Origin of the sequence: Nocardia lijiangensis NBRC 108240, from assembly GCF_001613045.1 — a bacterium.
GTDB classification, from domain to species: Bacteria; Actinomycetota; Actinomycetes; order Mycobacteriales; family Mycobacteriaceae; genus Nocardia; species Nocardia lijiangensis.
The window spans coordinates 74,310-94,418 of the sequence record NZ_BDBP01000017.1; the positions used below are offsets into that span (position 1 = coordinate 74,310).

The following is a 20,109-nucleotide window of genomic DNA, read 5'->3' on the forward strand; positions in this document are numbered from 1 at the left end:
CGAGCAGCAGCTCGGCAGACAGCGGCAACGACTCCAGAAAGGCACTCACGGTGCGCACCACAAGCAATCCGGTCTTCAAGAATTTGCCCAAGCAAGAGGGCGGCGGCTACGCCAACTTCGGTTCGGGTGTAGCGGGTGCCGGGCAGTTCGGACAGCAGTTCGGTAACCAGTACCCCAACCAGTACCCGCAGCCCTATCAGCAGGCCCCGCCCACCCACCGGGCCATGACGATCGACGACGTGGTGACCAAGACCGGCATCACGCTGGGCGTGCTCGCCCTGTCGGCGATCATCGCCTACGGCCTGACCACGGCCAACACCGGCCTCGCGCCGCTGTTCGTCATCGTCGGCGGCCTGACCGGCCTGGTGCTGGTGCTGATCGCCAGCTTCGCCAACAAGATGGACAACCCGGCGCTCGTGCTGGGTTACGCGGTCGCCGAGGGTTTGTTCCTCGGTGCGCTGTCGTTCATGTTCACCGACATCACCTTCGGTGGCGCAGGCGGTAGCACGCTGATCGTGCAGGCCGTGCTGGGCACCTTCGGTGTGTTCGCGGGCATGCTCGTCGTCTACAAGACGGGCGCGATTCGCGTGACGCCGCGGTTCACCCGCATGATCGTCGGCGCCCTCATCGGCGTCGTCGTGCTCATGCTCGGCAACCTGATCGCGAGCTTCTTCATCGACGGCGGCCTCGGCCTGCGCGACGGCGGCCCGCTCGCCATCGTGTTCAGCCTGGTCTGCATCGCGATCGCCGCGTTCAGCTTCCTGCTCGACTTCGACGCCGCCGACCAGCTGATCCGCGCGCAGGCGCCGGAGAAGGCCGCCTGGGGCGTGGCGCTCGGCCTGACCGTCACCCTGGTCTGGCTCTACGTCGAGATCCTGCGACTGCTGAGCTACTTCCAGAACGACTAGCGACCGCCGCGGGCTGAGAATCGTCGGAATGTCTTCCGCCTGACAGCTGCGGTCGGAAATACATAACAAGGGCGGCCACCAGGGAAACCTGGTGGCCGCCCTTGTCGTCGGTCCTTGTCGTCGGCCGCACTGGTTGTCGGGCGTCCCGCACCTGTCGGACCGCGATCCGACTGATCGCGCAGGACGGAGGCGCTGCCTGATCGCGCTGGATGGAGGCGTCGGAGTGCGCAGCGGCCAGAAGCGCCCGCGAACGACAGAGCGGCCCCCGATCCCATCAGGATCGAGGGCCGCTCGGCGAGACGAACTATCAGCTCAGCCGCTCGATGACCATCGCCATGCCCTGGCCGCCACCGACGCACATGGTCTCCACACCGAACTGCTTGTCGTAGGTCTGGAGGTTGTTGAGGAGCGTGGTGGTGATGCGGGCGCCGGTCATGCCGAACGGGTGGCCGAGGGCGATGGCGCCGCCGGAGACGTTCAGCTTGTCCTCGTCGATCTTCAGCTCGCGAGCCGAGCCGAGCACCTGCACGGCGAAGGCCTCGTTGATCTCGAACAGGTCGATGTCGTCGACCGTCTTGCCTGCCAGCGCCAGCGCGCGCTTGACGGCCTCGATCGGGCCGAGGCCCATGATCTCCGGCGACAGGCCCGAGACGCCGGTGGACACGATGCGCGCCAGCGGGGTCAGGCCGAGTTCCTTGGCCTTGGTGTCGCTCATGATGACCAGCGCGGCGGCGCCGTCGTTGAGCGGGCAGCAGTTGCCCGCGGTGATGGTGCCGTCCGGGCGGAAGACCGGCTTCAGCTGGGAGACGGCCTCGTAGGTGACGCCGGCGCGCGGGCCGTCGTCGGTGGAGACCACGGTGCCGTCGGGCAGGGTGATCGGGGTGATCTCGCGCTCGAAGAAGCCGTTCTTGATGGCCTCTTCCGCGCGGTTCTGCGAGCGCACGCCCCAGCGGTCCTGGTCCTCACGGCTGATGCCGGTGGAGCTGGCGACGTTCTCGGCGGTCTGGCCCATCGCGATGTAGGCGTCCGGGATCAGGCCGTCCTCGCGCGGGTCGTGCCAGACGCCCGCGCCGCCCTCGGCGGTCTTCGCGGTCCGGGCCTGGGCCTCGGCGAACAGCGGGTTCTGGGTGTTCGGCCAGCTGTCGGACGAGCCGCTGACGTAGCGCGAGACGGTCTCGACACCGGCCGAGATGAAGACGTCGCCCTCGCCCGCCTTGATGGCGTGGAAAGCCATCCGGGTGGACTGCAGCGAGGAGGCGCAGTACCGGTGCACGGTGGTGCCGGGGAGGGTGTCGAATCCCAGCTGCACGGCGACGATGCGAGCGATGTTGAAGCCCTGCTCGCCGCCCGGGGAACCACAGCCGAGGATCAGGTCATCGATCTGGGTGGGGTCGAGCGCAGGAACCTTGTCGAGCGCCGCGCGCACGATCTGGGTGGTCAGGTCGTCGGGCCGCATGTCGACCAGCGAGCCCTTGCGGGCCCGGCCGATGGGGGAGCGGGCGGTCGAAACGATAACTGCCTCTGGCATGAGGGCTCCTTCGTGCTTGCTGCTCAGTTTTGTACTGGCACCTCTATGTGTACCTAACCTGTCGAGCGCCGGGAACGCCGCCCCGGCCATTGCGCGCTTCGGCGTCGTCGACTGCGACCGCGCCGGATTTCTGAGCAACCAGCCCGCGCAGCCGGGCCGCCAAACGTCGGTGCGGGCCGTGCGCGTCCCGGTCGGTGTTCAGCCCCCGCTGTTCGAGGGCCGTGAGCAGCGCGGGAAGCACCCGCGCCGCCGCCAGTTCGTAGCCCGCGGCCGAGGGGTGGAAGCCGTCGGCGGAGAACATCTGCTCGGGGTCGGTGCGGAATTCCCGGCCCAGCTCGCCCAGCGCTACCGGATGCCCGCCCGCGGCGGTGGTGACCGCGAACTGGGCCTTGCCCAGTCGCACGCTCCAATTGCGCACGATGGCGCGCAGCGGCTGCGGGATCGCGGACACCGCGCCCAGATCGGGACAGGTGCCGACCACGACGACGCTGCCCGCCAGGTGCAGCCGGGCCACCGCGGCGCCGAGCCTGCGCGCCGAGGCGCCGATGGAGTGCTTCTTGGTGATGTCGTTGGCGCCGATGAAGATCACCGCCGCGTTCGGCGGCGGTCCCGCGACGAACATGGCGTCCACCTGACCGGCGAGGCCCTTGGAGGTGGCGCCGGAAATCGCCTTGGTGCTCAACCGGATTCGCTTCCCGCTGGCCTCGGCCAGGGCGCGGGCGATGCGCACGCCGGGCACCCCGTCGGCGGTCAGGCAGCCGACACCGGCCGCGGTGGAGTCGCCGAAGATCATCAGGTGCAGGTCGGCGTGCTTGCCGGTGCGCCACGGCTCAGGTGCGCCGCAGCCGGCGGTATAGATGCCGTCCGCCTCCGGCGGCTTCGAGGTGTCGCGGCCGATGACGCCGCGCGCGACGCCCGCCTGCGCCATGAGCAGCCGATACGCGGCCCACGATGCGGTGCCCGCCCCGGAACCGGCGAGCAACGTCGCAGCACCGGTGACGGCGGCCGTTCGCCAGCTGATCCGAGGTGCTCCCACGCTCCGGAATTTTACGGGCTCGGACGGAACCAAGTCCCGAGCGAGCGCCTTTGTGCCGGTGCTCAGGCGACGTCGAACGTGCCGCGCGCGGGAATGCTCAGGGCGTCGGTGGTGACGGTGACCTCGATGCGGCCCGGCCCGGTGTCCTGGAACAGCGCGTACTGGATGCTGCCGTAGATGCCGGTGACCACGGTGTTCTCGTAGGCGCCTGTCGCTCCGGTGTTCAGATTGCGCCACGCCACGGTGGTGCGCACCTCGCACAGCGGCGCCAGGGGGTACGGGCCGGGACCGATGCCGGCGACCGGCAGCGCGCGGACGTTCAGGATGGCGCGGCCCGGCCACTCGGGGCTGGTGTCCGCCCAGGTCTGAATGGCGGTCCAGCAGAGTCCGCCGTGCGCCATGGTCGGCACGTGCGGGAACGTCACGGTGCCTGCGTTGGCCTGCGCACCGGTCCCGATCAGCGCGGCCGCCGCCGTCGCAGCGAGGACGGTGGCGGCGCGAGTGATAGTGGGCTGCCTCATGTTTCCCGATCCTAAGGGCGGTCGGCTCGCCGTGTGGCGTGTCGCCGCCGGGACGCTCCGGCCTGACGTGCGCGAACTCACAGCAGACCCTTCTGCAACGATGGGGCTATGCGCATCGCGGATCACGTCGTGGACCTCATCGGCAACACGCCCCTCGTTCGGTTGAACAGTGTGGTGGCGCCGACCGACGGACTCGTCGCGGCCAAGATCGAATACCTGAATCCGGGCGGCAGTGCCAAGGACCGGATCGCGGTGAAGATGATCGACGCCGCCGAGAAGGCCGGACTGCTGAAGCCGGGCGGCACCATCGTCGAGCCGACCTCGGGTAATACCGGCGTCGGGCTGGCGTTGGTGGCGCAGCAGCGCGGCTACAACTGCGTGTTCGTCTGCCCGGACAAGGTCTCCGAGGACAAGCGCAACGTGCTGCGCGCCTACGGCGCCGAGGTGGTGGTCTGCCCGACCGCCGTGCCGCCGGACCACCCGGACAGCTACTACAGCGTCTCCGATCGCCTGGTCCGCGAGATCGAGGGCGCGTGGAAGCCGGACCAGTACTCCAACCCCGGCGGCCCCGCGAGCCACTACGAGACCACCGGCCCGGAGATCTGGCGCGACACCGAAGGCAAGGTCACCCACTTCGTGGCGGGCGTCGGCACCGGCGGCACCATCACCGGCACCGGCCGCTACCTCAAGGAAGTCTCGGGCGGCAAGGTCAAGATCATCGGCGCCGACCCCGAGGGGTCGGTGTACTCCGGCGGCACCGGTCGCCCGTACCTGGTGGAGGGCGTCGGCGAGGACTTCTGGCCCTCGGCCTACGACCCGGCCGTGCCGGACGAGATCATCGCGGTCTCCGATGCCGACTCCTTCGACATGACCCGCAGGCTGGCCCGCGAGGAGGGCCTGCTGGTCGGCGGTTCCTGCGGCATGGCCGTGGTCGCCGCCATCGAGGTGGCGCGCCGCGACCCGGACGCGGTCGTCGTGGTGCTGCTGCCCGACGGTGGCCGCGGCTACCTCTCCAAGATCTTCAACGACGAGTGGATGAGCTCCTACGGCTTCCTGCGCAGCCGCCTCGACGGCAGCCCGGAACCGCTGGTCGGCGACGTGCTGCGCGGCAAGTCCGGCGAGCTGCCCGACCTGGTGCACACGCACCCGTCGGAGACGCTGCGCGACGCCATCGAGATCCTGCGCGAGTACGGCGTCTCGCAGATGCCGGTCGTCGGCGCGGAGCCGCCGGTCATGGCCGGTGAGGTGGCGGGCAGCGTCACCGAGCGCGATCTGCTCTCCGCGGTCTTCGAAGGCCGCGCGCAGCTCACCGACTCGGTGGCCGAGCACATGAGCCCGTCGTTCCCGCTGATCGGCTCCGGCGAGCCGATCTCCGCCGCCACCAAGGCGCTCTCGGACACCGACGCGTTGATGGTCGTCGAGGACGGCAAGCCGGTCGGCGTCATCACCCGCCACGACCTGCTCGGCTTCCTGAGCACCGGCCGCATCGGCCACTGACCCGCGCGCCGTCGCGTACGGCTGACGCCACACAGCGTCCGAACGCCTCACAGCGCCGGTGCCGGTGTGGGGCGTCGACCGGGTGTGCGGGAAGCCAGAAAGGAACCCCGGCGCGCGGGCCCGGCTCGGCGAGCAGCGCCGAGGTTTCGTTGTCCGGCGGCAGGCCGACGGCGTCGGCCCACATGTCGACGGCGCGATCCAGCAGTCGTCGCCTGCTGTCGCCGCCCGGATCGCCGGTCGGCTGCTGATCGATCAGTTCGCCGATGATCGTCATTCAGATCTCGATGCCGCCGCGGTCGGTGACGCCGATGCCCGCGAGATTGTCGAGCAGCATCAGAGTCATTGGGCTGTGGATAATCCGGCCGCCGCGGCGCGTAGGGCAAATTCTTCGCAAATTACGATTTCAAGTGCCGCGCGGAGGTATAACCGGGCCTGGACATCGCCTCGGCAATCGCCATGGCGTAATCGGATAGCGAAGGGAAGGGCGCCTTGTACACCTCCAGTTTGGCTATCGATTTCCAGCAAGGGCTTTCGGACGCGTGGAGTTCGATCGCGACGTTCGTGCCCAAGCTCGCGGGTTTCTTGGTCATCCTGCTCATCGGCTGGATCGTCGCCAAGGTGGTGGCGACCGTCGTCGACAAGGTGCTGGAGCGGGTCGGCTTCGACCGGCTCGTCGAGCGTGGCGGGATCGAGCAGATGCTGGCACGCAGCAAATACGACGCTTCGGACCTGATCGCCCGGATCGCCTACTACGCGATCCTGCTGATCGCGCTGCAACTCGGCTTCGGCGTCTTCGGCCCGAATCCGGTCAGTGACATGCTCGACGGCATCGTCTCCTGGCTGCCCAAGGCCGCGGTCGCGATCATCATCCTGGTCGTCGCCGGTGCGGTCGCCCGCGCGGTGCGCGAGATGGTAACCAGCGTGCTCGGCGGCCTGTCCTACGGCGCCGTGCTCGGCAGTTCGGCCGCGGTGTTCGTCTGGAGTGTCGGCATCATCGCGGCGCTGAACCAGATCGGCGTCGCCACCTCGGTCACCACCCCCATCCTGATCGCCGCGCTCGCCACCGTCGGCGGCATTCTGGTGGTCGGTGTCGGCGGCGGTCTCGTCCGGCCGATGCAGCGCCGCTGGGACGTCTGGTTGCGCAACCTCGAAGAGGAGATGCCCGCGGTCAGGGGCCACGCGGAGGCCTACCAGCGCGGCCGTGAGGACGTTTCCCGCGAGCAGCAGTGGTCGCCGCGCAGATCCGCGGCCGCGCAGCAGTGGACCCCGGAGGGGGTCATGACGAGTGGACGTCCGCGGGGCGGCTACCCGGAACAGCGCGGCGGTTACACCCAGGCCGGTGGCTACGGCCAGGGCGGCGGCCACCCGCAGGGCGGTCAGGGTGGCGGCTATCCGCAGGGCGGTCAGAGCGGTGGCTACCCCGAGGGCGCCGGATACTCCGAGGACGCCGGGTACCCCGAAGGCGGACAGCGCGGCTATCCGCAGGCCGGGCAGGGCGCGACCTACCCGCAGGGCAGCGGCTATCCGCAGGACGGGCAAGGTGGGAACTACTCGCAGGGCGGCTACGCCCAGGGCAACGGCGACTACACCGAATACGGCGGCGACCCGCGCGATACGCGATAGGACCGCCCATTGAAACGTCCGCCCCGGGTACGCGCCCGGGGCGGACGTTTCGCGAGAACGTCAGGCCAGGCGCGCGGCGTGCAGGCAGACTCCGGCGAGACGCAGTTGCAGCCAGTCGGCGTCCACCCAGCCCAGCGGATCTTCGGGTGCGGCGCTGACGAACGGGACCGTGCCGGCGTCCGCGGGCCCGGCGTGGTCGAGCAGCCCCCTGGCGTATCCGGCGAGCAGCACCGCGGCGGGCACCGAGCCCGCGTCTTCGACGCCGAAGTCGAGGATGTCGCGCACGGCGGCCGCGTGCTGATCGAGGGCCGCCGAGACCACCGGGAATTCCGCGGCGGCGATGCGCGCCGGCGCCCCGTGCGTCGTGTTCAGGCGGTTCAACAATCGGCGCGCCGAAACTTCGAGCAACGCGGGGCCCAGCAAAAACACTCGTTCATGCTAACAATCGGCATGAAGATATGAAATTGTGATGTTCAACTAAATGCCTGCGCGTGGTCGAATTTCCAGCAAATTACTCGCGAGCGTGTGATCAGCGGAACGCGTTCGCGTCGGTGAGCGCCTTGCCGAGCACGAGCTGGTGCACCTCCGCGGTCCCCTCGTAGGTGAGCACCGACTCCAGATTGTTGGCGTGCCGCAGCACCGGGTAGTCGAGGGTGATGCCGTTGGCGCCGAGGATGGTTCGGCACTCGCGGGCGATGGCGATGGCCTCCCTGGTGCTGTTCAGCTTGCCCGCGCTGATCTGTTCGGCGCTGATCTCGCCGCGATCCTTCAGCCTGCCGAGGTGCACCGCGAGCAGCTGTCCCTTGCCGAGCTCCAGCGCCATGTCGGCCAGCTTGCCCTGGGTGAGCTGATAGGCGGCCAGCGGCTTGTCGAAGACCTCGCGGGACCTGGCGTAGTCGATGGTGGAGCTGAGGCAGTCGCGGGCCGCGCCGAGGGCGCCGAAGATGATGCCGAAGCGCGCCTCGCTCAGGCAGGCCAGCGGCGAGCTCAGCCCGCCCGATTCCGGCAGCACCGCGTCGGCGGGCAGGCGGACGTCGTCGAAATCGAGCTCGGCCGTGATGGATGCCCGCAGCGACAGCTTGCGGTGCATCTCCCGCGCGGTGAAGCCCGGCGTCCCCGCGGGCACCAGGAAACCGCGCACCACGGGCTTGGCGTCGCCGTCCTCGGCGTAGGCCCACACCACCGCGACATCGGCGACCGAGCCGTTGGTGATCCACATCTTCGACCCGTTGAGCACCCAGTCGTCGCCGTCGCGCTTGGCCCTGGTGCGCATGCCGCCGGGGTTGGAGCCGAAATCGGGTTCGGTCAGCCCGAAACAACCCAGCGCGGAGCCCGCGGCCATCTCCGGCAGCCACCGCTGCTTCTGCTCCTCGGAGCCGAACTTGTGGATCGCGGTCATCGCGAGTGAGCCCTGCACCGACACCATGCTGCGCACGCCGGAATCGACCGCCTCCAGCTCCTGGCAGGCCAGGCCGTAGGCCGTCGCGGACATCCCCGCGCAGCCGTAACCCTCCAGGTGCATGCCGAGCAGGCCGAGCTTGCCCAGCTCCGGCGCGATCTCGCGGGCCGGGAAGGTGCCCGCCTCGAACCAGTCCGCGATGTGCGGTCGCAGCCGCTGCGCGGCGAAGGCGGCGACGGTGTCCCGGATCTCCCGCTCCTCGCCGGAGAGCAGGGCATCGATCGCGAACAGTTCTTCGACAGTCACCATGCACTCAGCGTAAGTTGCGCCGCCGGGGGAAGTCGTCCGGATGGAACCCGTCGGCAATGCGGGCCCGGCCGTAAGGACGCCGATCGGGGTGAGACGGGTGTCACGGCGCGCCCCGGCCGGATAGCCCGAAAGTGGCTCCCTCTAGAGTGTCCCCATGAGTGAGCTGGGATTCTCCACACGCGCCGTGCATGCCGGATTCGATCCCGACCCCCAGACCGGCGCGGTCAACGTGCCCATCTACGCGAGCTCGACCTTCGCTCAGGACGGAGTCGGCGGTCTGCGCGGCGGCTACGAGTACGCGCGCACCGGCAACCCGACGCGGACCGCGCTCGAGGCCAACCTGGCCGCACTCGAATCCGGCCGCTACGGACGGGCTTTCGCGTCCGGCATGGCCGCGACCGACTGCGCGCTGCGCGCCACGCTGCGCCCCGGCGACCACATCGTCATCCCGGACGACGCCTACGGCGGCACCTTCCGGCTGATCGACAAGGTGTTCAGCCAGTGGGGCATCGAGCACTCGCCCGCGCACGTGTTCAACACCGATGAGATGCGCGCCGCGATCCGCCCGAACACCAAGCTCATCTGGGTCGAGACCCCGACCAACCCGCTGCTCAGCATCGGCGACATCCCCGCGCTCGCCGACGTCGCGCACGCCGCGGGCGCGAAGCTGGTGGTGGACAACACCTTCGCCACTCCGTACCTGCAGCAGCCGCTGCTGCTCGGCGCCGACATCGTGGTGCACTCGACCACCAAGTACCTCGGCGGACACTCCGACGTGGTGGGCGGCGCGCTGATCACCAACGACAAGGAACTGGACGCGGCGTTCGCGTTCCTGCAGAACGGTGCGGGCGCGGTGCCCGGCCCGTTCGACGCGTTCCTCACGATGCGCGGCACCAAGACGCTCGCGGTGCGGATGGAGCGGCACTGCGACAACGCGGAGACCCTCGCCGAGTTCCTCTCCAAGCATCCGGCCATCTCCCAGGTCATCTACCCCGGCCTGCCCGAGCATCCCGGACACGTCGTGGCCGACAAGCAGATGCGCCGGTTCGGCGGCATGATCTCGGTGCGCCTGCACGGCGGCAAGGAAGCGGCGCACGATTTCTGCTCGCGCACAAAGATCTTCACTCTCGCCGAGTCGCTGGGCGGCGTCGAATCGCTGATCGAGCACCCCGGCGCCATGACGCACGCGTCCACCGAGGGCTCGCTGCTGGAGGTGCCCGCCGATCTGGTGCGGCTCTCGGTCGGCATCGAGGACATCAGCGACCTGCTGGCCGACGTCGAGCAGGCGCTCGCGAAGTAAGGGCAGACACGGGAATGGATACGACGAAGCGGCCGCACTCGGTATCGAGTGCGGCCGCTCGCGTATCGGTCGGGTTTTCTCGGCCAGGATCCGGTCGGCGACCGAATCGGCGCCTGCGCGCCCACGGTGGGCGCGCGGCGGGCTCAGCTGTGGTACGGCTCGGCGCTGACCAGCGTCACCTTCATGGTGTTGCCGTTCGGCAGCGTGTACTCGCGGGTCTCGCCGACCTTCGCGTCGATGAGCGCGCCGCCGAGCGGAGAGTTCGGCGAGTACGTCTCCAGGTTGGAGTCGCCGCGCAGGCCCTCTTCGCGGGTCGCGATGAGGAAGGTCTCGGTGTCGGACTCGTCGCCGTCGTAGTAGACTTTCACGACCGAGCCCGGCAGCGCAACGCCGGACTTGGTCGGCGCGACGCCGACTTTGGCGGTGTTCAGCAACTCCTGGAGCTGGCGGATGCGAGCCTCCTGCTGGCCCTGCTCCTCACGCGCCGCGTGGTAGCCGCCGTTCTCCTTGAGGTCGCCCTCTTCCCGACGTTCGTTGATCTCCGCGGCGATGACCGGACGGTTGGCGATGAGCGCGTCGAGTTCGCCCTTGAGCCTGTCGTGCGACTCCTGGGTCAGCCAGGTCACGTTCGTCTCGGTCATCTCGATCACTCCCTAGTAGTTGTTCCCGGCGGGCCGGGATTCCCTGATGCACTGTTGCCTACCCACCCGAGGGAGGGCATGCACCAGCCGACGGCTAGAGCGATCCCCGGGGGGTGGTTCCACGAACCCCGTCAGGACGTTCCGGACAAACCCGAAAACCCGGAACATGCAGCGCTGGCCGCCAATGCAGCAAACACGGCTCCGGGGTGCGGAACCGTGTATCACGCCATTTTAGCATGAATCACAAACATGCAGGTCGGAGTTTGTTTTGCCGACGTCGCGTCGCCGATTCACCCCTCGATGCGCCGATCTGGGCGGGTGATCATCCCGCGCGGAGACGCTGAATCAGCCGGCCCGGAGGTATGCGGGAACGTGGTCGCTGCATCCGTAGACGTTGCCCGCGGCGGGTCGCGCGGAGGAGCGGACCGTGGTGGTGAGCTCGATGGTCCCGCTCGTCGACGGCGCGATCAGTACCTCGCGGCGGCCCACCTCGGCCCCGTCCCTGTCCATCGCGCGCACGAAGCAGACCACCGGTTCACCGGGCTCGTCGCGGGTGACCTTCATCCGGATGGTCATGGTGGACTCGTCGACGATCGTGTAGCCGAGCTGCTCGGCGTCGATGTCCTTCGGACCGAACTTCTGGAACCCGAGGAAGGCGATGCCCAGTCCAGCGGCCACCACGGCGACGCCGAGCGCCAGGGCCACCTTGCGCCGGGGCGTCCGCGGTTTCGTCCCGTAGCGGTCGGCGTGTCGCCGCGCCTGGTCGGCGGCCGAGTCGCCGCTGCTTTCGGGCGTGGGATCGCTCGTCACTGGTCGCTCCCGGGGGGTACGTCGGAACAAAAGACGGTCGAATGGAACTATAGGGAACGAAGACCCGACACCCGCGACCGAGAGCGATGGTGAACGAGACGTGAGTGGCCTTCGCCTCATGGCGGTGCACGCCCACCCGGACGACGAATCCAGCAAGGGTGCTGCGACGACCGCCCGATACGCCGACGAGGGCCACGAGGTCCTCGTCGTGACGTTGACCGGCGGCGAACGCGGCAGCATTCTCAACCCCGCGATGGACACACCCGGGGTGCTGGAGCGCATCGATGAGATCCGGCGCGACGAGATGGCGGCCGCGGCCCGCGCGCTCGGCGTGCGCCAGACCTGGCTCGGTTTCGTCGACTCCGGCCTGCCCGAGGGCGACCCGCTGCCGCCGCTGCCCGAGGGCTGCTTCGCGCTGGTGCCGCTGGAGGAGGCGACCGAGGCGCTCGTGCGCGTGGTGCGCGAGTTCCGGCCGCACGTGATCACCACCTACGACGAGACCGGTGGCTACCCGCACCCCGACCACATCCGCTGCCACCAGGTGTCGGTGGCCGCGTTCGAGGCGGCGGGCGATCCGGAGCGTTTCCCCGACGCGGGCGAGCCGTGGACGCCGCTCAAGCTCTACTACGACCACGGCTTCAGTATGAAGCGGCTGGAGCTGTTCGCCGCCGAGTACGAGCAGTTGGGCGAGCCCTTCCCGCTGCAGCAGTGGCTGGATCGCATCCGCGCTTACGCCGTGGAACGCGGCGACGTGATGTCCAGGGTGACCACCCAGATCGAATGCGGTAAGTACTTCCCGCAGCGCGACGACGCGCTGCGCGCGCACGCCACCCAGATCGACCCGAACGGCGCCTTCTTCGCGATCCCGCTGGAGATGCAGCAGCGCCTGTGGCCGACCGAGGAGTTCGAGCTGGCCAAGACCCGGGTGCGCACCGCCATCCCGGAGACCGACTTGTTCGCGGGCATCGAGGACGCGACCCAGTGATGTTCGAACTGCTCGCGCAAACCCCCGGAACTCCCACGGGCCCCGAATTCGGCAAGGCCTCGCCGCTGGGCCTTGCCATCATTCTGTTGCTGCTCGCGGGCACCTTCCTGCTGGTGCGCTCGATGAACCGGCACCTGAAGAACCTCCCGCCGACCTTCGAGCCCGAGCATCCGGAACCGGATCAGGAGGCCGACGAGGGAACCGATCACGGTGCGGTGCACCGCACCGACGGGCCCGACGACGCCGGGACCGAGGGGCAACCCCGACCCAGTTGAGCCCCGGTCGATCGTCGGCGTGACAACGCGAATTCGTCGATGAGCGGGGGGGTTTCGAGAGCGAGGCGCGCAGCCTTGTCGAGTGGGCTGACGCGCGTGATCGGGTGCCGAGTTCGTCACAGCTCGCGCGGTAGCCGGTTTCCGGACCGGCGTTCCGGCTCCCTGCCAGCAGACTTTTAGTTCTGTTGTCGCGCAATGCTTTTGCCGACGTAGGCGGGCGCTGCCTGGCTCGCCGATTCTCGATTGTCCTCGGGGCGCAACCGTTTTCGACGCGGTGCGGGGCCTGCGCCCGGCCCTGTGCGTCGGCCGACGCCTGTCACCAGGTCGTGCTATCAATGCACGAACTCCGCTCGACCGAAGGATGCCCATGGACACTCTGATCGGCCAGATCGACCGCGCTCTCGACATGACCGGCGCGATCGTCGCCGCAGTCGACGACGACCTGCTCGCCGCGCCGACGCCGTGCAGCGACTGGGATGTGCGGGCGGTGCTGAACCACACGGTGGGTGGGATGCACTCCTTCGCGGCCGCATTGAGTGGGAACGATCCGCGCGGTGCGCGCGGCGACGACTGGCTGGGCGGAGACCCGCAGGGCGCCTACGCGGCCGCGGCCGAGGTGGACCGAGCCGTATGGCGCAGGCCCGACGTGCCGACCGCGACGGTCGAGCTCGGTCTCGGCCGCATGCCGGGCCCGGCCGCCGCGATGATCCACCTCACCGAGGTGCTGGTGCACGGTGTGGACATCGCCCTGGCGATCGATCGGCCCGACTTGGCCGACGACGCGCTGTGTGCCGAGATGCTCGCGACCATGCGGGCCATGGGCGGCATCGATATCTTCCGCACGCCCGGCATCTACGAGGCCGAGGTGCCGATCCCGGACGACGCGCCGCCGCACCGCAAGCTACTGGCTTACACCGGGCGCAAGTGGTGAAACGTACCGTGTGGTGACCGGTCGTGCGGTGGCCGGTCGTGCGGTGGCCGGTCGTGCGGTGGCCGGTCGTGCAGCGGTCGACCGCGCGGTGGCCGGTCGTGCGGTGGTCAGCCTTACGGTGACCCGCCGCGCGGTGCCCGATCCCCGCGCAGGCCGATCACGCCGAACGCCGCACCGGTTGCCGCAGAATCGTCCTGGTGCGCTCACCGGGGACTTTGCGCGGATCGGTCAGATAGATCTCGTGGTGGCGGCCGTGCGGCGTCAGCCCCTCGGCCGCCATGAACTTCTCCATCCGGTCCAGCGTCTCCGGCTCCGTCGCGTACGGCCCGACGTGCAGCGCCTGCACCGACTCGCCCTCGACCAGGCGCTCGAAACGCACGGGCCCCTCGCCGATCATCGCCGCGGTGACCCCCTCCGGCATGCGGATCATCATCGTCCAGTGCCACTGCTCGCGCGGCACCGACAGCGGCGGCTCGTCGGACTCGACCCACCACAGACCCTCGAGCTTCGGCACCACGAAATCCCGTCCGTCCGCCTTCGCGAGCTTCTTGGCCCGGTAGGCGGCCTGATAGAGCAGGGCAACGGCCTCGGTGTACTCCGGTCCGGTGGGGGCGCCCGAGCCGGTGATCATGGCGTAGTCGTAGCCATCGAATGTGCGTAGACCCGGGTCGGCGGGCGCGGTGTAGTACTGCTTGTCGCTCTTGGCGAGATCGATTTTCACGGTGTCTCCCTACTGTCGGCTTTGGGTCGAGCCTCGGGTCTCCAGCGGCGGGAGAGTCAAGAGGACCGAATCCGTCGGCAGGCGGGTGTGACCGGAGCGACGGCACTCGCTTTACAATTTCCGCCTGAACTGATGAAGCCAAGCGTGTTCTGATCTTCGATCAAGGAGCATGATGTACTTCTCTCGGAGCGAAAACCGTTTCAACCCACCCGAACTCGGCCAGTCGGGCGGTCGGAACGTCCTCGAGGTGCCGCTCGTCGGCCGCAGGGTGCGCGAGGTCGTCGTTGTCGGCAGCGGCAAGGACTGGGAGATGTCGGTCGAGCTCGAGGATGGGCTGGCCATCGGCATCGCGATCTCGGACTTCAGCATGTCCTGTTGTGCCGGTATGTATTGCGCCACAACAGGTATCGATGATTTGAATCTCCAGACCCGGTACTGGGGCGAGGATCTGCGCATCGAAGCGTTTCGGCTCGAAATGTCCAGCTGGTCGGACGATGAGGCGGTTGCCCAGGAGTTTTTCCGTGATGGGCAGCAGTGGATCGCTGAAGGGTTCCATGGCGAGCTGCCGTACGCAGCCTCGGCGTACCTCGCTTTGCGATGACCTCCGGTGCCACGTGATGTTCCAGTGATGCGCCGAACTCTTTCGCGTAGATCGCGCAACTCAGGGTGCGGGGGTTGACCACAGGGCGCTGATCGGCATGGCCAGCATTTTGGGTCCGAAGGGAAGGGTCTGCTTTCCGGTGTGCAGGACGAGGCCCACGCGGAAGTCGTCGCCGAGTCGTTCGGCGAGGTGGCGGAGGCCGCGAAAGTCGTTGGGGCTGACCGTTGATGCCGCCTTGACTTCGACACCGACCACCTCACCTCGCCGGTTCTCCAGGACGGCGTCGACTTCGACCTGATCGCGTGTGCGGTAGTGGAAGAGTTCTACTTCCTCGTCGGACCAAGTGATTTGACGGGCCAGTTCCATGAGAACGAATCCCTCGAGGAGCGGGCCGAACTGGCCGGTGGGGCGGAGTAAGCTGCGGGTGTCGGCGCCGATCTGGTGCGCCGCGATCCCCGAGTCGACGAAGGCGAGTTTAGGGGTGGTGGTGGCGCGGGTGCTGATGTTGCGGGACCAAGCCGGAATCCGTTTGCTGGTTGATCTGCCGCCATGATACTGGTTGATCTGCCGCAGCTTGCCTGGTGGAACCGCCGGTACTCCGCTGGTTGGTCTGCCGCTCGGCTATTCGGCGAACACCCAGTACCTCTGTACATGCGCATCCCGGACCCGAGATCTTTGCCGTCACTGTAGAGCGGCATGGCGACAACAACTTTCGACCACAGGGCCGACTCCGTACCGGACATAGCGCACCCGCTCACCTGACGCGGCCGTGTCCTCATCGCCTTCGACCCGTGGCGCTGCCGCATCCTGTTGGCGGCGGGGGACGAAGCGGGGGCCTGCGCCTGAGCGGTCGAGCGCTGACGCACCCGCCCCTCAGGCACCACCGGTGAGCGTCAGTTGCCGACAACGGCGCAATCTTCGGCGACTCGGGTCACCGGTAGCCGAACGGTTTCAGGTCTCGCTCGCCCACGGCCCAGCGGTGGGCGGCGCGGCCGGAGCCGCCGCCCTCGTGTGGGGGTCAGGCGTGCTGTGCCCCGCGTGCCAGCAGCAGCAAGGTGTCGACGAGTTCCTCGGCAGGCGCGCCGGTGGCCAGGCTGCGTAGTTGCAGTCCGAAGACCAGCGCGACGGCGGTGCTCGCCAGTCGCTCGGCGTCGGGTACACCGAGACCGGTGAGGATCCGGGCGGCCAGCTGGTCGTATGCGCCGAAGCACTGCGCGGCCGCGGTGCGCAGCCGCTCGTCGCGGCCGGCCTGGACATAGAGCTCGAAGGGTGCGATGTACCTGCTGTCGGACTGCGTGCACCCGGCGATCTGGCCGACCGTGGCGGAGGCCCGATCGATGTCCATTCCGTCGGTCTGGCACTGGTCGGCAAGCTCGGTGAAGCGCCGGGTCTCCTCTGCGACGAAGTGCAGCAGGCTCTCACGCAGCATCTCGTGCTGGGTCGTGAAGTGGTAGGTGACCGAGCCGAGGGAGACGTTGGCCTCCTTGGCGATCCGCCGGTTGGTGACCCCGGCGACGCCGTCCTCGCCGATTATGCGCAGGACGGCGTCGATGATGCTCTGCCGGGTTGCGGAGGGCTTGGACATGGCGGTCATTGTGCCACCGGTACGGCGGCGTTGGGGCGGCGGTCGTCGGCCGATCGTGCGGTCCCGACGGGCGCGTGGTGCCGACGGGCGCGTGGGTCCTGCTGTTGACGCGGCCCCTCGCAGCTCGTACTGTTCGTTCGAACGAACAAATTCGAGGAGAGGCTCGTCCCATGCGCATCGCAGGATCAACCGTTCTCCTGACCGGGGCCGTAGGCGGCATCGGTCAGGCCATCGCTCGCGACTTGGCTGCCAAGGGAGCCAAGCTGATCCTCTCCGGGCGCCGTGCCGATGCCCTGGAGGCGCTCGCCGACGAGCTCGGCGCCCGAGCGGTCACCGCCGATCTCGCCGACCCGGACCAGGTCGACCACCTCGCCCAGGCCTGCCCCGACACGGACATTCTGATCGCCAACGCCGCACTGCCCTCCACTGGCGATCTACTCGACTACACGCCCGAACAGATCGACCGCGCGCTGACCGTGAACCTGCGCGCCCCCGTCATGCTGGCCCGCGCGCTCGCGCCCCGGATGGTCGAGGCGGGCCGGGGCCAGATCGTCCTCGTCGGCTCGATCTCCGGGAAGGCGGCCACCAAGCACTCCTCGCTCTACAGCGCGGCCAAGTTCGGGCTGCGCGGCTTCGCGCTCTCCTTCCGCCAGGACCTGCACGGTACGGGTGTGGGGGTCTCTCTGGTCCAACCCGGCGCCGTGCGCGACGCGGGCATGTTCGCCGTCACGGGCGCCACCCCACCGACCGGCGTGCGCACGGTCTCCCCGAACCAGGTGGTGTCAGGGGTGGTGCGGGCCATCGAGCGTGATCTGTGCGAAGTCAATGTCGCGCCGGTGGAGTTGAAGGTGCTCAGTGCCATCGCCGGGCAGTTCCCCGGCTTCGTGGAGAAGGCGCAGCGCGGCTCCAGTGCCGAGCGCACCATCAGCGAGGTCGTGGCGGCCCAGCGGCACAGGCGGTAGGAGGGACGTGCCGTGCGTTGTGTCGTCCATGCGAACGAGTATCGCCAGGCTCTCCACAGCTAGCCTGCCTCTGGGAGTAGCAGGCACGAAGTCGCGGGCTCACGTGGGCAGATCGAGTGACGCGACATCGCCCTATCTTCGTCGGTAGACGGGCGGCGCACCGGGGTCCGATTGTGAGAGCGTGGAGGGTATGAACCGGCTCGGGAATGCGACCTCACCGTATCTGCGCCAACATGCGGACAATCCGGTGCACTGGTGGGAGTGGGACGCCGAGGCGCTCGCGGAAGCGCGGCGGCGTGACGTGCCGATCCTGCTCTCGATCGGCTACGCCTCCTGCCACTGGTGCCACGTCATGGCGCACGAGTCGTTCGAGGACGACGCGACCGCCGCGCTGATGAACGACCACTTCGTCTGCGTGAAGGTGGACCGCGAGGAGCGCCCCGATCTCGACGCGGTCTACATGAACGCCACCGTAGCCATGACGGGGCAGGGCGGCTGGCCGATGACCAGCTTCCTCACCCCCGACGGTGAGCCGTTCTACTGCGGCACCTACTACCCGAAGCATCCGCGCGGCGGGATGCCCTCGTTCACCGAGCTGCTCACCGCTGTCAGCGACACCTGGCGTAACCGGCGCGAGGATGTCGACAAGGCGTCGGCGCAGGTCGCCGAGGCCCTGCGCGCGCAAGCTGCCGGGCTGCCCGACTCCGACCTGACCGTCACCGCCGAGCTGCTCGACCACGCGGTGGCGGCGGTGCTGCGCGACGAGGACGCCGAGCACGGCGGGTTCGGTAGGGCGCCGAAGTTCCCGCCGTCCGCTCTGCTGGAGGGGCTGCTGCGCAGCTGGGAGCGCACGGGTGATCAGGCGGTGCGCGATGTCGTGCAGCGCGCGGCCGACGCGATGGCGCGCGGTGGCATCTACGACCAGCTGCGCGGCGGCTTTTCCCGTTATTCGGTCGACAATCGCTGGCTCATACCGCATTTCGAGAAGATGCTGTACGACAACGCGCAATTGCTGCGCGCCTACGCGCATCTGGCGCGCCGGACGCCGCACGCGCAGGACTCGCTGGCGTTGCGGGTCACCTGCGAGACCGCGCATTTCATCCTCGACGATCTCGGCACCGAGCACGGCGGGTTCGCCTCCGCGCTGGACGCCGACACCCACCTCGAACAGGGCGGCCCCGGCGTCGAGGGCGCGACCTACGTGTGGACGCCCCCGGAACTGATCGGCGCGCTCGGTCCCATCGAGGGCGCTTGGGCCGCAGAGATTTTCGGCGTGACAACAGCGGGGAACTTCGAACAGGGCACCTCGGTCCTCACCCGTTACCGGGACCCGAAGGACGCGGCCGAGCAGGAGCGATTCGACCGGGCCAGGGAGATCCTGCGCGACGAGCGGGCCAAGCGCCCGCAGCCCGCTCGCGACGACAAGGTGGTCACCGCCTGGAACGGCATAGCGATTACCGCGCTCGCCGAGGCGGGTTCGGCGCTGGGGCGGCCCGATTGGGTGGCGGCGGCGGACCGCTGCGCGCGGTTCCTGCTCGCGGAGCACGTGGTCGACGGGCGGGTGCGCCGCGCGTCGCTCGGCGGTGCGGTCGGCGTCTCGGCGGGTGTGCTGGAGGACTACGCGTGGTTGGTCACCGGTCTGCTCGCGCTGTACCAGGCGACCGGCGACCCGGAACGGCTCGACCAGGCGCAGCGATTGCTGGACACCACCGTCGAACGCTTCGCCGATCCCGAGGCGTCCGGCAGCTGGTTCGATACGGCCGACGACGCCGAGACCCTGGTCGCCCGCCCGCGCGATCCGATCGACGGCGCGACACCGGCGGGCGCGTCCTCGCTGGCCGAGGCGCTGCTCACCGCCGCTGCGGTCAGCGACGTCGAGCGCGCGGTGCGCTACCGGGAACTCGCCGAAGCGACACTGCGGCGGGGCGCGGTCGTGCTCGCCCGCGCGCCGCGCTCCGCGGGTCAGTGGCTCACGGTGGCGGAGGCCGGTCTGCGTGGGCCGCTGCAGATCGCGGTCGCCTCGTCGGCCGAGAATGCCGACACGGCAACGGAATTGCTCGCCGTCGCCCGGGAGCTCGCACCGGGTGGATCAGTGATTCTGGCGGGAGCGCCGGATTCCGCGCCGCTGCTGATCGATCGTCCGCTGGTGTCGGGGGCCGCGGCGGCCTACGTGTGTCGCGGGTCGGTGTGCGACCTGCCTGTGACGAACGAGAAGGATCTGCGGGAGTCGTTGGGCGGCAGCTGACTTCGCGTCATTGGGGCCGCACGGGCTTTGCGTGGTCCGGGCGTTGCGCGGCGCTGGAACTGGCCAAGGCGGATTCGGGCTGAGCGTGATCGAGACCCGTTGTGTCGTAGCGGGTTGTGGTTGCCGCTCAGGTTCGCCCGACTGCGCGTAGTCTCGGGACTCTGTGCCACCAGGGTGTCGGTTCGGCCGCAGATGTGTGCGGTCGAGGGCTGTGCGGTCGCGGACCACGGTG

Annotated in this window: 20 protein-coding genes; 10 read left to right on the forward strand and 10 right to left on the reverse strand. The window is 69.0% G+C overall.

What is annotated here, in order from left to right:
* The first annotated feature begins 50 nt into the window (after positions 1-50).
* A complete protein-coding gene (locus NL1_RS07060) occupies positions 51-908 on the forward strand; it encodes a Bax inhibitor-1/YccA family protein (RefSeq protein ID WP_067835579.1) in 858 nt (285 codons plus the stop codon).
* Between the two features lie 307 nt (positions 909-1,215).
* On the opposite strand, the gene NL1_RS07065 is transcribed toward NL1_RS07060, so the two are convergent.
* From NL1_RS07065 to NL1_RS07075, 3 genes are all read right to left on the reverse strand, one after another.
* Positions 1,216-2,436 carry an acetyl-CoA C-acetyltransferase gene (locus NL1_RS07065; protein WP_067835581.1) on the reverse strand — a complete coding sequence of 407 codons (1,221 nt, stop codon included), beginning with the start codon at positions 2,434-2,436 and terminating at the stop codon, positions 1,216-1,218.
* A 43-nt stretch (positions 2,437-2,479) separates the two neighbouring features.
* Positions 2,480-3,472, reverse strand: coding sequence for an SGNH/GDSL hydrolase family protein (locus NL1_RS07070; protein WP_067835583.1), 993 nt, complete (start codon positions 3,470-3,472; stop codon positions 2,480-2,482).
* Between the two features lie 62 nt (positions 3,473-3,534).
* The gene (locus tag NL1_RS07075) at positions 3,535-3,993 is read right to left on the reverse strand and encodes a hypothetical protein (RefSeq protein WP_067835585.1); all 459 of its coding nucleotides are present in this window, start codon (positions 3,991-3,993) and stop codon (positions 3,535-3,537) included.
* Between the two features lie 108 nt (positions 3,994-4,101).
* Here NL1_RS07075 and NL1_RS07080 point away from each other — a divergent pair, with 108 nt between their 5' ends.
* Positions 4,102-5,490, forward strand: a complete 1,389-nt coding sequence (locus NL1_RS07080) for a cystathionine beta-synthase (RefSeq protein ID WP_067835587.1) — start codon at positions 4,102-4,104, stop codon at positions 5,488-5,490.
* A gap of 504 nt (positions 5,491-5,994) precedes the next feature.
* The gene (locus tag NL1_RS39890; protein WP_281180787.1) at positions 5,995-7,113 is read left to right on the forward strand and encodes a mechanosensitive ion channel family protein; all 1,119 of its coding nucleotides are present in this window, start codon (positions 5,995-5,997) and stop codon (positions 7,111-7,113) included.
* A 60-nt stretch (positions 7,114-7,173) separates the two neighbouring features.
* Here the strand turns inward: NL1_RS39890 and NL1_RS07090 are convergent, their stop codons facing one another.
* Positions 7,174-7,542, reverse strand: coding sequence for a DUF6401 family natural product biosynthesis protein (locus NL1_RS07090; RefSeq protein ID WP_067835589.1), 369 nt, complete (start codon positions 7,540-7,542; stop codon positions 7,174-7,176).
* A gap of 100 nt (positions 7,543-7,642) precedes the next feature.
* Positions 7,643-8,821: an acyl-CoA dehydrogenase family protein gene (locus NL1_RS07095; protein ID WP_067835591.1), complete on the reverse strand. Its 1,179-nt coding sequence runs from the start codon at positions 8,819-8,821 to the stop codon at positions 7,643-7,645.
* A 154-nt stretch (positions 8,822-8,975) separates the two neighbouring features.
* Here NL1_RS07095 and NL1_RS07100 point away from each other — a divergent pair, with 154 nt between their 5' ends.
* Entirely contained in the window at positions 8,976-10,121 is a 1,146-nt protein-coding gene (locus NL1_RS07100) for a cystathionine gamma-synthase (RefSeq protein WP_067835593.1), read from the forward strand.
* Positions 10,122-10,264: 143 nt separating this feature from the next.
* On the opposite strand, the gene greA is transcribed toward NL1_RS07100, so the two are convergent.
* Both greA and NL1_RS07110 read right to left on the reverse strand, forming a co-directional pair.
* The gene (gene greA, locus NL1_RS07105) at positions 10,265-10,762 is read right to left on the reverse strand and encodes a transcription elongation factor GreA (RefSeq protein ID WP_067835595.1); all 498 of its coding nucleotides are present in this window, start codon (positions 10,760-10,762) and stop codon (positions 10,265-10,267) included.
* A 345-nt stretch (positions 10,763-11,107) separates the two neighbouring features.
* Positions 11,108-11,572, reverse strand: coding sequence for a DUF4307 domain-containing protein (locus NL1_RS07110; RefSeq protein WP_067835597.1), 465 nt, complete (start codon positions 11,570-11,572; stop codon positions 11,108-11,110).
* 118 nt (positions 11,573-11,690) lie between these two features.
* On the opposite strand from NL1_RS07110, the gene mca reads away from it, so the two are divergent.
* The 3 genes from mca to NL1_RS07125 all read left to right on the forward strand — a co-directional run bounded on the left by mca (position 11,691) and on the right by NL1_RS07125 (position 13,763).
* The gene (gene mca / locus NL1_RS07115) at positions 11,691-12,557 is read left to right on the forward strand and encodes a mycothiol conjugate amidase Mca (RefSeq protein WP_156094712.1); all 867 of its coding nucleotides are present in this window, start codon (positions 11,691-11,693) and stop codon (positions 12,555-12,557) included.
* Positions 12,557-12,832 carry a hypothetical protein gene (locus NL1_RS07120; RefSeq protein ID WP_067835599.1) on the forward strand — a complete coding sequence of 92 codons (276 nt, stop codon included), beginning with the start codon at positions 12,557-12,559 and terminating at the stop codon, positions 12,830-12,832. Before mca ends, NL1_RS07120 begins: the two co-directional genes overlap by 1 nt.
* Positions 12,833-13,199: 367 nt before the next feature.
* Entirely contained in the window at positions 13,200-13,763 is a 564-nt protein-coding gene (locus NL1_RS07125) for a TIGR03086 family metal-binding protein (protein ID WP_067835601.1), read from the forward strand.
* A 157-nt stretch (positions 13,764-13,920) separates the two neighbouring features.
* Here the strand turns inward: NL1_RS07125 and NL1_RS07130 are convergent, their stop codons facing one another.
* Positions 13,921-14,484 carry a GyrI-like domain-containing protein gene (locus tag NL1_RS07130; RefSeq protein ID WP_067835603.1) on the reverse strand — a complete coding sequence of 188 codons (564 nt, stop codon included), beginning with the start codon at positions 14,482-14,484 and terminating at the stop codon, positions 13,921-13,923.
* 169 nt (positions 14,485-14,653) lie between these two features.
* Here NL1_RS07130 and NL1_RS07135 point away from each other — a divergent pair, with 169 nt between their 5' ends.
* Positions 14,654-15,085 carry a hypothetical protein gene (locus NL1_RS07135; protein WP_067835605.1) on the forward strand — a complete coding sequence of 144 codons (432 nt, stop codon included), beginning with the start codon at positions 14,654-14,656 and terminating at the stop codon, positions 15,083-15,085.
* Between the two features lie 60 nt (positions 15,086-15,145).
* Here the strand turns inward: NL1_RS07135 and NL1_RS07140 are convergent, their stop codons facing one another.
* Together NL1_RS07140 and NL1_RS07145 are read right to left on the reverse strand one after the other, a co-directional pair.
* On the reverse strand, positions 15,146-15,658 hold the full coding sequence (locus NL1_RS07140; RefSeq protein WP_084510359.1) for a DUF4143 domain-containing protein: 513 nt from the start codon (positions 15,656-15,658) through the stop codon (positions 15,146-15,148).
* Positions 15,659-16,103: 445 nt separating this feature from the next.
* The gene (locus tag NL1_RS07145) at positions 16,104-16,670 is read right to left on the reverse strand and encodes a TetR/AcrR family transcriptional regulator (protein WP_067835684.1); all 567 of its coding nucleotides are present in this window, start codon (positions 16,668-16,670) and stop codon (positions 16,104-16,106) included.
* Positions 16,671-16,840: 170 nt separating this feature from the next.
* Here NL1_RS07145 and NL1_RS07150 point away from each other — a divergent pair, with 170 nt between their 5' ends.
* Both NL1_RS07150 and NL1_RS07155 read left to right on the forward strand, forming a co-directional pair.
* On the forward strand, positions 16,841-17,632 hold the full coding sequence (locus tag NL1_RS07150) for an SDR family NAD(P)-dependent oxidoreductase (RefSeq protein ID WP_067835607.1): 792 nt from the start codon (positions 16,841-16,843) through the stop codon (positions 17,630-17,632).
* A gap of 190 nt (positions 17,633-17,822) precedes the next feature.
* Complete coding sequence (locus tag NL1_RS07155; protein ID WP_067835609.1) at positions 17,823-19,877, forward strand: thioredoxin domain-containing protein; 2,055 nt, start codon at positions 17,823-17,825, stop codon at positions 19,875-19,877.
* The last annotated feature ends 232 nt before the right edge of the window (positions 19,878-20,109 follow it).

What these genes read in the sequence shown, in the direction of transcription:
- greA (WP_067835595.1), bottom strand. Translation starts at nt 10,762, where the DNA reads ATGACCGAGACGAACGTGACCTGGCTGACCCAGGAGTCGCACGACAGG.
- NL1_RS07065 (WP_067835581.1), bottom strand. Translation starts at nt 2,436, where the DNA reads ATGCCAGAGGCAGTTATCGTTTCGACCGCCCGCTCCCCCATCGGCCGG.
- NL1_RS07155 (WP_067835609.1), top strand. Translation starts at nt 17,823, where the DNA reads ATGAACCGGCTCGGGAATGCGACCTCACCGTATCTGCGCCAACATGCG.
- NL1_RS07100 (WP_067835593.1), top strand. Translation starts at nt 8,976, where the DNA reads ATGAGTGAGCTGGGATTCTCCACACGCGCCGTGCATGCCGGATTCGAT.
- NL1_RS07150 (WP_067835607.1), top strand. Translation starts at nt 16,841, where the DNA reads ATGCGCATCGCAGGATCAACCGTTCTCCTGACCGGGGCCGTAGGCGGC.
- NL1_RS07120 (WP_067835599.1), top strand. Translation starts at nt 12,557, where the DNA reads ATGTTCGAACTGCTCGCGCAAACCCCCGGAACTCCCACGGGCCCCGAA.
- NL1_RS07145 (WP_067835684.1), bottom strand. Translation starts at nt 16,670, where the DNA reads ATGTCCAAGCCCTCCGCAACCCGGCAGAGCATCATCGACGCCGTCCTG.
- NL1_RS07075 (WP_067835585.1), bottom strand. Translation starts at nt 3,993, where the DNA reads ATGAGGCAGCCCACTATCACTCGCGCCGCCACCGTCCTCGCTGCGACG.
- mca (WP_156094712.1), top strand. Translation starts at nt 11,691, where the DNA reads ATGGCGGTGCACGCCCACCCGGACGACGAATCCAGCAAGGGTGCTGCG.
- NL1_RS07095 (WP_067835591.1), bottom strand. Translation starts at nt 8,821, where the DNA reads ATGGTGACTGTCGAAGAACTGTTCGCGATCGATGCCCTGCTCTCCGGC.
- NL1_RS07135 (WP_067835605.1), top strand. Translation starts at nt 14,654, where the DNA reads ATGATGTACTTCTCTCGGAGCGAAAACCGTTTCAACCCACCCGAACTC.
- NL1_RS07125 (WP_067835601.1), top strand. Translation starts at nt 13,200, where the DNA reads ATGGACACTCTGATCGGCCAGATCGACCGCGCTCTCGACATGACCGGC.
- NL1_RS07080 (WP_067835587.1), top strand. Translation starts at nt 4,102, where the DNA reads ATGCGCATCGCGGATCACGTCGTGGACCTCATCGGCAACACGCCCCTC.